The 16149-nt window shown below is 50.5% G+C and carries 12 protein-coding genes and 1 pseudogene; 9 read left to right on the forward strand and 4 right to left on the reverse strand.

Annotation, left to right across the window (positions count from 1 at the left end):
* Positions 1-50: 50 nt before the first annotated feature.
* From L693_RS0110370 to L693_RS0110380, 3 genes are read right to left on the reverse strand one after another with little or no spacing between them, the layout of a single operon-like run.
* On the reverse strand, positions 51-1052 hold the full coding sequence (locus L693_RS0110370) for a DUF5643 domain-containing protein (protein ID WP_025717193.1): 1002 nt from the start codon (positions 1050-1052) through the stop codon (positions 51-53).
* A 60-nt stretch (positions 1053-1112) separates the two neighbouring features.
* Positions 1113-2315 carry a DUF4179 domain-containing protein gene (locus L693_RS0110375; protein ID WP_025717194.1) on the reverse strand — a complete coding sequence of 401 codons (1203 nt, stop codon included), beginning with the start codon at positions 2313-2315 and terminating at the stop codon, positions 1113-1115.
* A complete protein-coding gene (locus tag L693_RS0110380) occupies positions 2287-2871 on the reverse strand; it encodes an RNA polymerase sigma factor (RefSeq protein WP_025717195.1) in 585 nt (194 codons plus the stop codon). The genes L693_RS0110375 and L693_RS0110380 overlap by 29 nt, the downstream gene beginning before the upstream one ends.
* 309 nt (positions 2872-3180) lie before the next feature.
* Here L693_RS0110380 and L693_RS31950 point away from each other — a divergent pair.
* Positions 3181-5552: pseudogene (locus tag L693_RS31950) on the forward strand (rhamnogalacturonan lyase).
* A gap of 284 nt (positions 5553-5836) precedes the next feature.
* Here the strand turns inward: L693_RS31950 and L693_RS0110390 are convergent.
* Positions 5837-6886: a LacI family DNA-binding transcriptional regulator gene (locus L693_RS0110390; RefSeq protein ID WP_025717196.1), complete on the reverse strand. Its 1050-nt coding sequence runs from the start codon at positions 6884-6886 to the stop codon at positions 5837-5839.
* A gap of 426 nt (positions 6887-7312) precedes the next feature.
* Between L693_RS0110390 and nifB the strand changes: the two genes are divergently transcribed.
* From nifB to L693_RS27970, 8 genes are all read left to right on the forward strand, one after another.
* Complete coding sequence (nifB, locus tag L693_RS0110395) at positions 7313-8782, forward strand: nitrogenase cofactor biosynthesis protein NifB (protein ID WP_025717197.1); 1470 nt, start codon at positions 7313-7315, stop codon at positions 8780-8782.
* Between the two features lie 6 nt (positions 8783-8788).
* Positions 8789-9655, forward strand: coding sequence for a nitrogenase iron protein (gene nifH / locus L693_RS0110400; RefSeq protein ID WP_025717198.1), 867 nt, complete (start codon positions 8789-8791; stop codon positions 9653-9655).
* A gap of 87 nt (positions 9656-9742) precedes the next feature.
* Entirely contained in the window at positions 9743-11191 is a 1449-nt protein-coding gene (gene nifD / locus L693_RS0110405; RefSeq protein WP_025717199.1) for a nitrogenase molybdenum-iron protein alpha chain, read from the forward strand.
* Positions 11188-12717: a nitrogenase molybdenum-iron protein subunit beta gene (gene nifK, locus L693_RS0110410; RefSeq protein WP_025717200.1), complete on the forward strand. Its 1530-nt coding sequence runs from the start codon at positions 11188-11190 to the stop codon at positions 12715-12717. Before nifD ends, nifK begins: the two co-directional genes overlap by 4 nt.
* Before the next feature lie 77 nt (positions 12718-12794).
* On the forward strand, positions 12795-14156 hold the full coding sequence (nifE, locus tag L693_RS0110415) for a nitrogenase iron-molybdenum cofactor biosynthesis protein NifE (protein WP_025717201.1): 1362 nt from the start codon (positions 12795-12797) through the stop codon (positions 14154-14156).
* Entirely contained in the window at positions 14146-15453 is a 1308-nt protein-coding gene (nifN, locus tag L693_RS0110420) for a nitrogenase iron-molybdenum cofactor biosynthesis protein NifN (RefSeq protein ID WP_025717202.1), read from the forward strand. Before nifE ends, nifN begins: the two co-directional genes overlap by 11 nt.
* A complete protein-coding gene (locus L693_RS0110425) occupies positions 15450-15839 on the forward strand; it encodes a NifB/NifX family molybdenum-iron cluster-binding protein (RefSeq protein WP_025717203.1) in 390 nt (129 codons plus the stop codon). The genes nifN and L693_RS0110425 overlap by 4 nt, the downstream gene beginning before the upstream one ends.
* 27 nt (positions 15840-15866) lie before the next feature.
* Positions 15867-16149 (forward strand): ThiF family adenylyltransferase (locus tag L693_RS27970; protein ID WP_231503603.1); only part of this gene is annotated, 283 nt, incomplete at its 3' end.

Here is a 16149-nt window from a genome sequence, read left to right on the forward strand (position 1 = left end):
TGAGCAAGCCTGGATTCTCATCCAGGCTTGCTCATCTTCTTGTATTGATGTTATTGTGCTGGCACAGGAATTTTCATCTCAAGTTCCTTGATATATGTCTTATCTCCGTTTTTATGCTTGCCGTCTGCTCCCTTGCCTTGACCGACAATACTCCAATTAGAGGGATTGACTGTCAATGTATACGGCTTGATCGTCACATATTGGGGTCTGCTGCCTATAGCACTGTACAGCTCATCAATATGGTACTTCGTTTTAGGCTTGCTGTTGTAGAAGCCGACTTTCCGTTGTTGAAGCGTTTTTCCCTGATCATCTACGATATCATAATACATCATGGATGGAGCGTATTTTCCCGTCTGCTGGGAAGACGCAGGTACTTGACCTTCGCTATCCAGCACAAGACGGGTCGTATGGGAAGTAATATCAAGCTGTTTGACCGTGTAACTGAATGACCCGCTCTTTTGGGTCGTATTCGGCTTGACACTCACCGCACTGCTGTCCTTTTTGACAGGAACTTTAAATTCAAAAGGCTTGCTGATTCTGGTAACCCCTACCTGGACTGTCATTTCAAAATCGTCTGGAAGTGAGCCCAACTGGTTGTATTCGGCTTTTACGGTGTTCTTTTGGGATACTTTTTCTCCGAATTCTAGAAAGCTTTTCAGTTTCTTCCCATCTATCAGAACTTCAGGAGACTTGACATAGCCCTTTTTCTGATCTTTCTCAGGAACCATATATTTCTTGAGGCTTTTACTGGCTTTGGCATCTATTGGGAGGTACAGGCTCATGACTCCCTCAGGTAAATTTTTGCCTTCACGTTCGATAGAAAAAGACAGGCGTGTTCCATCATAGAACACATCACTGAGCTTCAGTGTAACCCCGTCCTGTGTCAGGCTCAGCTTGGAAGAAACGGCTTTTGCGGATTCCGCGTCACTAGCGGCTGACACAATGGGGGATATAAATTTCGGTATTGCTGCTCCTGTTCCCAATATCGCGAAAGCCGATGTTGTAAGTAATACCCGTTTTAGAAATGTGAATTTTAAGTTTGTCTGTTGCATTAGACATTTCTCCTCTCCGGAAGCTTGTGATTTTAAATTCATGAATTGAATCATTTGTGTTTAGTTTTTCAGGGGAATCTCCATTTCCAATTCCTTAATATACGTTTTGTCACCCTTCTTCACTTCGTTGCCAACCTTGTCATTCACTTGTCCAACGATGCTCCAGTCAGCTGGCTTGACGGTTAAGGTGAATGGCTTAATCGTTACGTATTTCGTGTTCGGCTTAACTGCATCATACAGCTCATCCACATGGTATTTTGTCCTAGGCTTGCTGTTGAAATAACCGAATTGGCGCTGCTCAAGAATGTTGCCCTGATCATCCACAATATCGTAATACATCATCGTTGGCGCATACTCTCCTGTCTGCTCCGGGGAAGCAGGCACTTCACCTGTACTGTCAAGTACTAAGCGAGTCGTCGTTGAGGTAGATTTCAGCTCCTTCACGGTGTAGCTGAAGCTGCCGCTGGTTTTTGTCTCATTCGGCTGGACAACAATCATGGTGTTGTCTATTTTCACCGGGACCTTGAATTCATAGGGCTCATCAACACCTGTCATCGAGGTCCTAACCGTCAACTCAAACTCGTCCGGGAGGGAGCCTAACTGCAGGAACTCCCCCATGACTGAATTGTTTTTGTGCGGATCATCACCGAATATGAATTGTTTAGAGTCCACCTTTTTGCCATTAATCAGTACTTCCGGATGTTTAAAGTAGCCCTTAAGCTGATCTTTTTCAGGAACTTTATGCTTCTTTATCCATTCCTTATCTTTACTTTCAGTTTTGGAATCCATAGGTATATAAGGGCTCATGGAACCTTCCGGCATATTCTCGCCTTTACGCTCAATGGAGAAGGACAGGCGCGTGCCATCATACAGAACATCACTCAATGTCAACGTAATTCCGTCATGAGTCACACTTTCGTTAGGATGGCTGAGAATGCCCTTGTCTACAGCAGTCTGAATTTCATCCGCACTCAATCCATAAAAAATACTGCCAATTCCGGGAATTTGCTTCAGTGTGGCCGCCATGGTCGGTGATACAAACCCGGCACCTACCACCCCTGCCCCTAATATACCAACTACGGATGCCGCCACGACTGCCCGTTTTGCTAACTTTGATTTCGTGGTCTTTCTTTGCATGGTTCTTTCTCCAATCTTCTTCATAATTTGATCACTCATACTGCCTCTGGGCATGACTGATTCATTGATCCAATTCTCCAACTGATTCAGTTCGCGTTCATAAGGTGGTGTTGGACGGTTGTCCATTGGCAAGTCCTCCTTTGCTTCTCTGGTCCAGCAGCTTGCGCCGAAGCCGCTCGTATTTTTTGCGGATGGTCGCCGACTTTAAGCCCATGATGTTGCTAATCTCCTCAAAGCTGTATTGCTCAACAGCCTTCAGCAGCAGAATATGACGCTCTTCCGGTGTAAGATAAGTCAGCAGCTCTTCAATCACACTTTTATAAGGTGATATCTGGACGATTGGCTCGTGCTCTTTAACCTGCTGTACCAGTCTGAGCCAGCGGCTGTGCTTCCTTTTGATGTTCATTAAGTGATGGTAGGCCATCTTGTATAGCCATGCCGAGAAGCTGGTCTGTCTGCTGTACTGATGAAGATGCTCATAAGCTCTGATGAAAATGTCCTGAACAGCGTCCTCTGTTGCTTCATGATTTCTCAAAATATAAAAGCAGTAGGTGTACATCTGACGCTCGAATTGTCGAATAATAATTTCGTAAGCTTGCTGTTCACCTGCTTTGACGCGCTTTACGGCCAGCTCAACCTGGCTGTATTTGTTTTGCGTATCCCCGGGGATGGTTGCCTGCAAGAGCTCACCTCCTTGTATTTATGTCTATATAACAACCGCAATGGGGCGTTTTGTGACATCATTTTTGTGAAACCTTGATAGGATGTATGTTTGATCATAGCTCACGCAATGAACCGTTATAAAGCGAGCTTGGAGGAATATTTCAATAAAAATGAGCAACAACACGGATTTGTGTAGAGAAATTGCCGGATATTTAAACGCTTTAGGGAGAACGACAAAACTATAATAATAAGGCATTTAAATTATGTAAGCGCAATCATTTTGGCGTACTTGCTTGTCATCACAACACAATTGAGGAGGAAGACTTGGATGGCTCAAAGGAAAGGCGCATGGCGAAAGGGAAGCTTGACCGCCGCGTTGGCAACGATACTGGTGATGACGGGGACGACTGGAGGAGTGGCTGCGGAAGACTTGTCCGAACCGACAACGCTGCAGGCGGAATCAGAAATTGCTGTTGAACAGAACCGAAGTGGCAGCATTCAGCTGGAAAAGCTGGATCGGGGTCTGGTAGCTGCGGTGACGCAGGAGGGTGTATTTTTAAGCTGGCGGTTATTGGCCCAGGAAGTGAGCGGCTATGGCCCAACAGGACTGACGGGAGCGAACTTTAATGTATACCGTGACGGCAAGAAGATTGCAACGGTGACCGACAGCACCAACTATGTTGATAAGGAAGGAACCGGAAATGCGGTGTACAGGGTGGCTCCAGTCGTTAATGGGAAGGAAAAGGATCGCAGTGTCAAAGTGATGCCATGGCAGCAGGGTTACTACGAGCTTCCACTTCAAAAGCCCGCCGGTGGAGCAACACCCGCAGGTGAATCCTATACTTACTCAGCCAACGACATGAGTGTGGGGGATGTGGACGGAGACGGACAATATGAATTTTTCGTAAAATGGGACCCGTCAAACTCCAAGGATGTATCTCAGAAAGGCTATACCGGAAATACGTATGTCGATGCATATACGGCCGAGGGCAAGCGGTTATATCGGATTGACCTGGGTGTGAATATTCGATCAGGCGCACATTATACACAGATGATGGTATACGATTTTGACGGAGATGGTAAAGCCGAGCTGATGTTCAAGACGGCCCCAGGCACCAAAACGATTACTTTTGACAAAAAGGGCAAGCCGAAAAAAGAAACGTATATTACCCTGCCCCGTGAGGATCGAAAAGCAGGGATTACGCATAAGGACGATTACCGTTTAAGCCGCACGGATTATTACGAGCATGTGGTGAACATGTTCATGAGCTGGACGAAGCATGAAGAAGTGGTCAAGGGGCAATGGCCCGCTACGCTGGAGGAATGCTTTGGCATTGCTCCAACGTATAGCTATCCGTTATCCCGAAAGGATGCGGAAAGCCTGGCGGACTACTTCATGGATGTATACGCGCCTGCACGGAGCGACAAAAACAAGCTGAGAGAGTTCGAAGGCTTCATTGTGGATAGACCGGAGTATCTGACCATTTTCAAAGGAAAAACGGGAGCTGAGCTGGACACCGTCCGCTATGAGCCGGAGCGTCATGACGATGGTCTTATGTGGGGGGATTACGCTATGGCCCGGATTGAACCTGCCAACCGTGTGGATCGTTTCCTGGCAGGGGTGGCTTATCTGGACGGCCGCAAGCCTTATGCTGTATTTGCACGCGGCTATTATACACGTTCCACCTTGGTAACCTATACATGGGACGGCCGCCATCTTCAAAAGCATTGGATGGTGACGGCAAGGACGAAATCGTATACGGGTCTGCCACCATCGACCATGACGGCAGCCTGCTGTACAGCTCGTTTGATGTCATGCCTCCGGAAAGCGCGATTCCGGGCCAAACAGCCAGACTGGGACACGGGGATGCGCTGCATGTGACCGATATTGACCCGGATCGGCCCGGCAAAGAAATCTTTATGGTGCATGAGGGCGGAACCTATGCTCCATATGGCTATTCGCTGCGGGATGCCAAGACAGGCAAAGTCATCTACGGCGCATATTCCGGCAAGGATACAGGGCGCGGAATGATCGGTGACATAGACCCGGATCAACGAGGACTGGAAACCTGGGCCATCGGCTTGTGGACTGCGGCGGGCAAGCAGCTTGATACGAAGATGCCAGGCACCAACATGAGTATCAAATGGGCCGCTAATATGACCACACAAATCGTGAACGGGGCGATTGACGTAACCCCGACCATTGAGGATTGGAGGCGCGGTACATTGCTGACCGCAACAGGCACCAAAACGAATAACTATACCAAAGGAACGCCGTCGCTGGCTGCCGATATTTTCGGAGATTGGCGCGAGGAGATGCTTGTCCGTACAGTAGATAGCTCTGCGATCCGTATCTATTTGAGCACTGAGCCTACAACGCACAAATTATACACGTTGATGCATGATCCGCAGTATCGGGCGGATGTGGCGCGTCAAAATACCGGCTATAACCAGCCGTCCTATACGAGCTTTTACTTTGCATCCGATATGGATTGGGCGAACGTGCCGATTCCCAAGCTCTATACGCCAAGAGCCTTGATTGAGGAAGAGAGCAGCGTTGAAGCGGATGAGGTAGAGGCATCAGAGATAGATGAAAAGGAAGTTGATGGGACGGAAGTCAATAAAACGAAAGCCAATGGGACGGAAATAGATGCGAAAGAATTAAAAGCAGAGTCGGTGGAATCAGCAGAGGATTTATAACAGGAAGGAAGCATAAGACTCTTCGCTGCATTAATCGTTATTGAATTTAGGAGAAGGCAAGACTCTACTTACTTAGAGGCTTGCCATTTTGCATTCTTAATGCCTTTCAAGTGGCTTGTACCATTTACCAAAAACAGATGTAATACCTTTAGAAAAGCTATAATAATGAGGGAATCTACTGAAAGCAGCGGAGAGGACGGAACGATTGCGAAAAAGCGTCAGCGGTCGCCACAACAGCGATTGGAGCAACGTTCTGTTCGCGGAGCGTCGTCAGAACTCCTCTTTTACTTTTCTATTTGTAATATCGGTGTGGACTCTCTATATATCGGATCTGTTTTGATATGTGTGATTTGATAAGGTCTTGAAGGATCTTTGACCCGCGCCAGTAGCATCTCAGCTGCCGTAATACCCATCTCGTTGTTGTAAATATGGACGGTAGATAGATGAGGCTCCACAATCCGGGATTCAGGAGCATTATCAAATCCAAACACGGCAATATCCGCAGGGATTTTCATGTTTTTATTTTTGAGCGCTTTCATGACACTGACGGCAATAAAATCATTGGCGCACACAAACGCAGACGGCAACTCGTTCATGCCCTCCAACTGTTTATCCATCCAATCCGACTCGGAGAAAAAATTTCGGTCGTGGTCGATGATACAACAGGATAAATCCACAGTAAGACCGGCTTCAATTAAAGCTCTGTTATATCCAACCCACCGCTCGTTGAAGCTTTTGCAATGCTTATAATCCCCAACAAAACCGATCTGCGTAAATCCGCCCTGAATCAGGCTTTTGGTAACAGAATAAACGCTATGCTCATTTTCCATCAACAATAAATCCGCTTTCAAATCAGGGCAGAAAATGTCCACCGAGCAATCGATAAAGATCGTGGGCAGTCCCAAACTCGTAACGAGCTCACTATATTGTGGATCAAACATTTCAATACAAATGATCCCATCGGCCTTGGAGGCTTCAAAATTATTAGGAAGTGCTCCTGCATATAACTCATTTTCCCGCACAATATGAATCGACAGATTATACCCTTCCGCGCTTATTCTTTTCTCCAGACCACTGATCAGCAAGGAGCCAAAATGCGAGCTGTTCGGCAGATTGCATGTGAACAGGGCAATATTACCTTGATTTTTCAGAATGATGCTCTCTGTTTCCACATAGGCAAATTGCTTATATTTGAGTTCTATCGCTTTTTTTATGACTTTGTTCCGTGTCTCAACCGGGATGCTGTCATTTCCATTAATTGCTTTGGAAGCGGTGTTTCGGGAGATTCCCAAAGCATCGGCGATATCTTGAATAGTAACTTTTTCTTTCTTCATGGACGGGTTCCACCTTCGCTTATATATGATTGTCGGTGAGGTACGGTTGCCTTTCCGAATTCTTGTATAGACCTAAAAATGTATCCTAAATGTATAATAGTTCACACGAAATAGCAATGTTCGTGTTACAAATGATCAATTAATTTTTACGTTTGTAAATCGAATTGTATTTGGAGGGCCGTCTGTGCGGACTCTCTTTTTTATGTCCGGATGTCATTGAGAAAATGAAATGTAACCGCACACATGTTAATTATGAGGTATATTATCTGACGTAAAAATTGACACATATGTGAAATGAGGACAAATTTCAAGAATTTCGGGAAGAAGCGAATTGACTGGATATGCCCCTGTCTCTAAGATGTAATTATATTCCAGACCAAATTAGAGATTTGTGTAAGGGAATATAACGTGGAGAGGAGGGAATGAATGGACTCTTTAGCTGATCTCTCGGAAACCCCCTTAGCATTAGAAACCTTCAGACGACATCCCTGTTATAACGAAGAGGCACATCGCTATTTTGCGCGCATCCATCTTCCGGTAGCTCCGGCATGCAATATTCAGTGTCATTATTGCAACCGCAAATTCGATTGCGTCAATGAAAGCCGCCCCGGCGTGGTCAGTGAACTGCTCACGCCGGAGCAGGCGGCGCGCAAGACCTATGGTGTAGCGGCACAGATCATGCAGCTGTCCGTTGTCGGCATTGCGGGACCTGGAGATCCGCTGGCCAATGCAGACGCAACCTTCGATACCTTCCGCCGGGTCCGTGAGACAGTTAAGGATGTCATATTCTGTCTCAGTACGAATGGACTTACCTTGATCAGGCATGTCGACAGGATTGTAGAGTTGGGCGTTTCGCATGTCACGATCACGATCAATGCTGTAGATCCAGTTGTGGGGAGCCGCATTTATGGATGGATCTACGATGAAGGAAAACGCTACACAGGAGAGGAGGGCGCGCGGCTGTTGATTGACCGCCAGCTTGCAGGCTTGAAGATGCTAGCTTCAAGAGGCGTATTGTGCAAGGTGAACTCGGTACTGATTCCCGAAGTCAACGATGCCCATCTGCCGGAGGTAGCCAGGGTGGTCAAGGAGCACGGCGCAGTGATTCACAACATTATGCCGCTCATCATCGCTCCCGGCAGCCAGTATGAGCAGGAAGGGATGCAGGCCCCCCGTCCACGTCTGGTGCGGCAGCTGCAGGAGCAATGTGCTGACGCGGGAGCCGTTATTATGCGCCATTGCCGTCAGTGCAGGGCGGATGCAATCGGCCTGCTGGGCGAGGATCGCAATCAGGATTTTACATGGGAGAACATAGCGGCCGCTCCTCCCATGGATGAAGGGGCAAGGGCACAATTTCAGAAAGAACTGGATGAGAAGGTGAGAGTGAGGATGGAGCGCAAGGAGGGACAATCGCACCCCAAACAATCGTCAACCGCGGCTGGCTGTAGCTGTCCGTTATCGGGAGATGAGCCTGAAGCAAGCTTTACCTCAAAACCGGTCCTGATCGCTGTGGCCAGTCGTGGCGGAGGAAAGGTGAATCAGCATTTCGGCCGTGCCAAGGAGTTCATGATCTATGAAAGCGACGGGACGATTGTCAATTTCGTAGGCATCCGCAAGGTGCAATCCTACTGTCACGGGAAAGCCGATTGCAATGGGGATAAGGCCGAGACGATGAAGGAGATCCTTTCCATGGTGCATGACTGTGCATTGCTGCTGTCGGCCGGCATAGGTGAGGCCCCCAAAGAGGCATTGCAGGAAGCTGGCGTGCTGCCTATTGTATGCGGCGGGGATATTGAGGAATCCGTTCTGGAATATGTAAAATTTCTGCGTTATATGTATCCTGTGCAGAGCAGTAAGAAAAGTAAGCATTCACCCATTGAACATTTTGGAGGCTGAGAAGATATGAGACAAATAGCGTTTTACGGTAAAGGCGGTATTGGCAAATCGACAACCTCGCAGAATACATTGGCTCAGCTCGCGACCAAATTCAAACAAAAGATTATGATCGTAGGCTGTGATCCCAAGGCAGACTCCACCCGTCTTATTCTGAATACGAAGGCCCAACAGACAGTACTGCATCTGGCGGCCGAAAGGGGCACGGTGGAGGATTTGGAGCTGGAGGATGTTGTCCAGAAAGGCTTCGGTGACATCCTGAATGTGGAATGCGGCGGGCCAGAGCCCGGTGTCGGCTGTGCAGGGCGCGGCATTATCACAGCCATCAATTTTTTGGAGGAAGAGGGAGCCTACGAAGGGCTGGATTTTGTGTCCTACGATGTACTGGGCGACGTAGTGTGCGGGGGCTTCGCCATGCCGATCCGGGAGAAGAAGGCTCAGGAAATCTACATCGTATGCTCAGGCGAAATGATGGCCATGTACGCTGCCAATAATATTGCGCGCGGGATATTAAAGTACGCCAACAGCGGCGGGGTGCGTTTGGGCGGCTTGATCTGCAACAGTCGGAATACGGACCGGGAAGCAGATTTGATTACCGAGCTTGCAAGAAGACTGAATACGCAGATGATCCACTTTTTGCCGCGTGACAATGTTGTGCAGCATGCTGAGCTGCGTCGTATGACCGTGACCCAATACAGCCCGGACCATAAGCAGGCTGCGGAGTATGAAGAGCTGGCAGGTAAAATTTTGAATAACGATATGCTAACAGTTCCCACTCCCATCACCATGGAAGAGCTGGAGGAGCTGTTGATGGAATTCGGCATTATTGAGGATGAAGAGACCGCAATTAAAAAAGCTGAGGCGTCGGGGCAGTAGCACCGCAGCCTGAAGGCTTAATGACGGAAACATCGGATGATGGTGGGGAGCTGAACGCGCAGCTTGCAGGAGGGAGGAATAGGCCAAATGAGCAGTATTGTGGATAAGGGAAAGCAGATCGTAGAGGAGATACTGGAGGTATATCCCCAGAAATCAAAGAAGGACCGGACCAAGCATTTTGAGATCGCGGATGAGGAGCTTGTGAACTGCGGAACCTGTTCCATCAAGTCCAACATGAAATCACGGCCCGGCGTCATGACGGCGAGGGGCTGCGCTTATGCAGGGTCCAAGGGTGTGGTATGGGGCCCGATTAAAGACATGGTGCACATTAGCCATGGTCCTATCGGCTGCGGACAATACAGCTGGGGCACTAGGCGCAATTATGCGAATGGGGTATTGGGAATCAATAATTTTACTGCTATGCAGATTACAAGCAATTTTCAGGAAAAGGATATCGTGTTTGGCGGAGATAAGAAGCTGGAGGTGATCTGCAGGGAAATTAAGGAGATGTTCCCGCTGGCCAAGGGTATCTCCGTGCAATCCGAATGTCCGGTTGGACTGATTGGTGATGATATCGGGGCTGTGGCCAAGAAGATGACTGAGGAGCTGGGCATTCCGGTCATTCCTGTACGTTGTGAGGGCTTTCGCGGGGTGAGTCAGTCTCTGGGCCATCACATTGCTAATGATGCGATCCGCGATTTTCTGATGGGTCGCCGCGAGCTGCAGGAGTGCGGGCCTTATGATGTCTCCATTATCGGGGACTACAATATTGGCGGAGATGCCTGGGCCTCACGCATTCTGCTGGAGGAAATGGGGCTGCGGGTCATAGCGCAGTGGTCGGGTGACGGCACGATCAATGAGTTGGGCATTGCCCATAAATCCAAGCTCAACCTGATCCATTGTCATCGTTCAATGAATTATATGTGCACAACGATGGAGCAGGAATACGGAATTCCCTGGATGGAATATAACTTCTTTGGCCCGACCAAGACGGTGGAGAGCCTAAGGGCGATTGCCGCCCGCTTTGACGAAACGATTCAGGAGAAATGTGAGCAGGTCATCGCCCAATATATGCCGCAGATGGAGGAGGTCATCCGTAAATATCGCCCCCGGCTGGAAGGTAAAAAGGTGATGCTTCTGATTGGCGGGCTACGGGCAAGGCATACCATCGGCGCCTATGAGGATCTGGGTATGGAAATTGTGGCTACTGGCTATGAATTTGCCCATAAGGATGATTACGAAAAAACGTTTCCCGACGTAAAGGAAGGTACCATTCTGTACGATGATCCAACGGCCTATGAATTAGAGGAATTGGCCCAGCGGCTGCATATTGACTTGATGGGCGCCGGAGTCAAGGAGAAATATGTGTATCACAAAATGGGCATTCCCTTCCGCCAAATGCATTCCTGGGATTACAGCGGGCCTTATCATGGCTTTGACGGCTTCAAGATTTTTGCACGTGATATGGATATGACCATTAACAGTCCAGTATGGAGCCTGCTGCCGTCCCAGCAGAATGTGGAGGTGTCGGTATGAGCGAACATTTGAATATTGTCGATCACAATCAGCTGTTTCGGCAGGATAAATATGTGCGCCAGCGTGAGGGAAAACGAGCCTTCGAGGCCCCTTGCTTGCCGGAGGAGGTTACTTCCACCCTGGAGTACACCAAGACCACGGAATACAAGGACAAAAATTTCGCTCGTACAGCCGTAGTTGTGAATCCGGCCAAGGCTTGTCAGCCGCTGGGAGCGGTCATGGCTGCGTTAGGCTTCGAAAAAACACTCCCGTTCATTCATGGCTCACAGGGCTGCACGGCCTATTTCCGCAGCCATCTTGCCCGCCACTTCAAAGAGCCTGTTCCTGCTGTATCCACCTCGATGACCGAGGATGCCGCCGTATTCGGCGGCATGCGCAACCTCATTGACGGTATGGAGAACTGCATCGCCTTGTATAAGCCGGAGATGATTGCCGTATGCACGACCTGTATGGCAGAGGTGATCGGGGATGATCTGTCCGCCTTTCTGGCCAATGCCCGTCAGGAGGGAGCCCTTCCCGAGGATATGCCGGTTCCTTTCGCCAATACCCCCAGCTTTTCCGGTTCACACATTACAGGCTATGATGCCATGCTGCGCTCTGTACTGGAGACACTGTATAACAAGTCAGGCCGGACGCCGCAGCCAGGTCATGAATTGAAGCTGAATGTGCTGCTCGGGTTTGAGGGGTATACGGGCAATTTTGCAGAAATGCGGCGCATACTGGAATTGTTTGGCGTACCGTATACCATTCTGGGCGACCACAGCAGTAATTTTGATTCAGGCGCTACTGGGGAGTACAGCTACTATTACGGAGGAACGCCGCTTGAGGATGTACCCAAAGCCGCAGATGCTACCGGTACGTTGGCGATCCAGCAGCACTCTCTTCGTAAAACATTAGGTTATATAAAGCGAACCTGGGGGCAACAGTTGTCCTCCATCTCTACGCCGCTGGGCATCCGCGCTACAGATCGCTTGCTTGAAGAGATCAGCCGTCTGTCCGGAATCGAAATCCCCGAGGCATTGAAGCAGGAGCGCGCCCGAATTCTGGACGCCATGATGGATTCGCATGCTTATCTGCACGGCAAACGAGTGGCTATGGCGGGAGACCCGGATATGCTCATCGGCCTGATTGGCTTTTGTCTGGAGCTGGGCATGGAGCCTGTGCACATTGTCTGTTCCAATGGGGACCGGAAATTTGAAAAGGAAGCAGAGCTTCTGCTGAAGTCCAGTCCCTTCGGTGCAGAAGCAACGGTGCATTGCGGTCAGGATCTGTGGCATATGCGTTCACTGCTGTTCGAGGACCCGGTGGACCTGGCTATTGGCAGCTCTCATCTGAAGTTTGCGGCCAAAGAGGCGAACATTCCGTTGCTGCGTGTGGGCTTCCCGATCTTCGACAGGCATCATCTGCATCGTTATCCGATTATCGGTTATCAGGGTGCGCTGAATCTGCTTACCCAATTTGTGAATACCATACTGGATGTCATGGAGGAGCAGGCTCCGGATCACAGCTTTGATCTGGTACGCTAACCGCTGTACCGCGTAGATGGAAGTTGGTTGCTGGACTTGTGACAATGGATTCTATCTGAAATAAGGGGGTTGTGCTGATGGAGGCGGCTGTGTCTAACGGAAGGTTGGAGGTATCCTGCGGCAACAAAATTCCCAAAAGCACGCCCTGTCCCCGGCCTGTGCCGGGGGAGGCTTCGGGTGGCTGCTCCTTTGACGGGGCCCAGATTACACTGATCCCCATTGCAGATGCGGCTCATTTGGTGCATGGACCGATTGCGTGTCTCGGCAATAGCTGGGAGAGCAGAGGCAGCCTGTCCAGCGGTCCGGAGCTGTCGGCGTATGGCTTCACTACGGATCTTGGGGAACAGGACATTATTTTTGGCGGTGAACAGAAGCTGCATGAATCAATTCGCTACATTGTCAGCCGTTTTGCACCTCCGGCTGTGTTCGTCTATACAACATGCGTCACAGCCCTCACCGGTGAAGATATCGAGGGGGTCTGCAAGGCTGAATCGGAGCGGCTGGGTACGCCGATCATTCCAGTGAACAGCCCGGGATTTGTGGGCAGCAAGAATCTCGGGACCCGGCTGGCTGGAGATGTACTGTTCCAGCAAGTTATCGGCACCACCGAGCCGGAACAGACAACCTCCCATGATGTCAATCTCATCGGGGAATACAATATAGCGGGCGAGATGTGGCATATCGAGCGGCTGATGCAGCAGACAGGAATGAGTATCCTGTCCCGAATTACCGGGGACGGCCGATACCGTGAGGTGGGCTGGGCGCACCGTGCCAAGGTCAATATGGTCGTATGCAGCCGGGCTTTGCTGGGTCTGGCGGTGCAAATGGAGCGTAAATACGGCATCCCTTATTTTGAGGGTTCATTTTACGGAGCAAAGGAAACGAGTTATTCCTTGCGGCAGATGGCTTACCTGACCGGAGATCGTGAAGTGGAGCGACGAGTGGATAAGCTGGCCGCACGGGAGGAAATGAGGCTCTCGCTGGAGCTGGAGCCCTACCGCAAGCAGCTGAAAGGAAAGCGGGCAGTGCTCTATACCGGAGGTGTGAAGAGTTGGTCTGTCATTACGGCTTTGCAGGAGCTGGGCATTAAGGTGGTTGGGGTAGGAACGAATAAGAGCACTGCCGAGGATGTATCCCGGATTGCTGCCCGTATCGGGGATGATGCGGAATACATCCCGGAAGGCGGCGCCCGCCAGATTCTCAAGACCGTACGGAGCCGCAAGGCCGACATGGTCATTGCCGGGGGACGGAACATGTATATGGCAATTAAGGAACAGGTTCCTTTTGTGGACATCAATCAGGAGCGGCACAAGGCTTATGCGGGCTATGACGGGCTATTGTCCCTGGCGAAGCAGCTTGTGCATACGTTGCAGCATCCGGTATGGGAGCTGACCGCCAAATTGGCTCCATGGGAGGAGGAGACGGAATTTGCCGATTAAATCCGCCACGAAGCCTGTGAGTGTCAACCCGCTCAAGGTAGGACAGCCTTTGGGCGGCGTGCTGGCTCTGCAGGGGATATATCGCTCCATGCCTTTGCTGCACGGCGCTCAGGGCTGCTCGGCCTTCTCCAAGGCGCTGCTGACCCGCCATTTTCGAGAGCCGATCGCCGTTCAGACCTCTGCGCTCCAAGAGATGGACGTTATATTTGACGCAGACCGGAATCTGGAGGAGGCGCTGGATCATATCTGGTCCAAGCACCACCCGGATGTCATCGGCGTTATCAGTACGGCCCTCACCGAGGTGGCTGGTGTTGATTTTCAATCCAGAGTAAAGACATTCAAGCGAGAACGGGCATTGAAGGACAGTCTGCTGTTTTCTGTATCTCTGCCTGATTTTCATGGTTCCCTGGAGACGGGCTACAGCAGTACAGTAGAAGCGCTAATGGATGCCGTACTCGGATTGGCCGGAGGCAAGTCTCCCAAAAAACAGCGCCGGACGCAGGTCAATCTGCTGCCGGCTTCTTATCTGACTGCCGGAGATGTCATGGAAATCAAGGATATTATCGCTTCCTTTGGCCTGGAGGTTATTTCGCTCCCCGATATCTCCACTTCCTTGTCTGGGCATCTGCTGACAGGCTTTTCCCCTTTGACAAGAGGGGGAACTCCGCTGGATTCAGCCTGCCAGATGCTGGAGTCTTCCTGCACTATTGCCATTGGCGCAAGCATGGAGCGTCCGGCACGCAGACTGACTCATGCCGCAGGCATTCCCTATCACTTGTTCGATGGTCTGTCTGGCTTGGCTGCGAGCGATGCGTTCATACATTTCCTGCAGAAGATCAGTCGCGAGCCAGCCCCCGTCCGTTTCCGCTGGCAGCGTGAAAATCTGTTGGACAGCATGCTGGATGCCCATTTCTATTATTCCGGCGCTTCGGCTGTAGTGGCGCTTGAACCGGATCATATGCTGTCGACCGCAGCCTGGCTGGAGGAGATGGGAGTGGAACTGAAGCGGCTAGTTACAACCTGCCGCACGCCCGCGCTGCTGAAGACAGAACGGGAAATCTGGATCGGTGATCTGGATGATGCAGAGGAGAGCGCGCAGGGCGTGGATTTGTGGATCAGCAATTCGCATGGAAGAAAGGGAGCGGCACGGGCCGGCGCCTCATTCATACCGGCAGGCTTGCCGGTGTATGACGAGTTGGGCGCTCATACATCCGTAAGCGTCGGATACCGTGGAACCATGGAGTGGGTGAACAAGGTGGGCAATGTATTGCTTGCCGAGAGGGGGAAGGGAGGATGAAGGTTGCATTTGCGACGGAAGACGGGGTGCTTGTGAATGCTCATTTTGGGCAGAGTCCCATGTTCACTGTTTTCGAAATTCGGCTCTCAGGCGTCCAGTTTCTGGAGCATCGGCAGTTAGCCCTGGGCAGCGATGAGAACGAAGCGGGCAAAATCGCCAGCCGAATTAGCCTGATCGAGGACTGTGCCCTGATCTTCCTGGTACAGATCGGCGCTTCGGCCGCTGCACAGGTTACCAAACGGACCATTATGCCTGTAAAGGTAGCTTACGGCAGCTCCATTGCGGAGCAGGTCCAGCGTCTCCAGAATATGCTGGCTCGCAATCTGCCCATGTGGCTTGCCAAAATCCTGCATGCTGAGGAGGGCAGCGGCAAGGTCGAATCATAAGCCTTCTGTAAGAAAGAGCGACGATATGTGGTGTCAAGATCATGCAGAACGAATATCTTTAAGGCGGGAGTCGCACATGGAGGGGATGGACGAATGGTACAGCTGCTGGAAGACAGCAGATACGGACGCCAGTTGAAGCTGCTGGGAGTGGAAGGTCAGAACAGACTAAAGCAGGCCACTGTCATGGTCGCAGGCATCGGAGGCTTGGGAGGGACAGCGGCCATGTACCTGACCGCTGCCGGAGTGGGAAAGCTGATATTAGCCCATGAGGGCGTAATTCATCTGCCCGATATGAATCGGCAGGGGGTGG

Origin of the sequence: Paenibacillus sp. 1-18, assembly GCF_000520755.1 — a bacterium.
Lineage (GTDB): Bacteria > Bacillota > Bacilli > Paenibacillales > Paenibacillaceae > Paenibacillus > Paenibacillus brasilensis.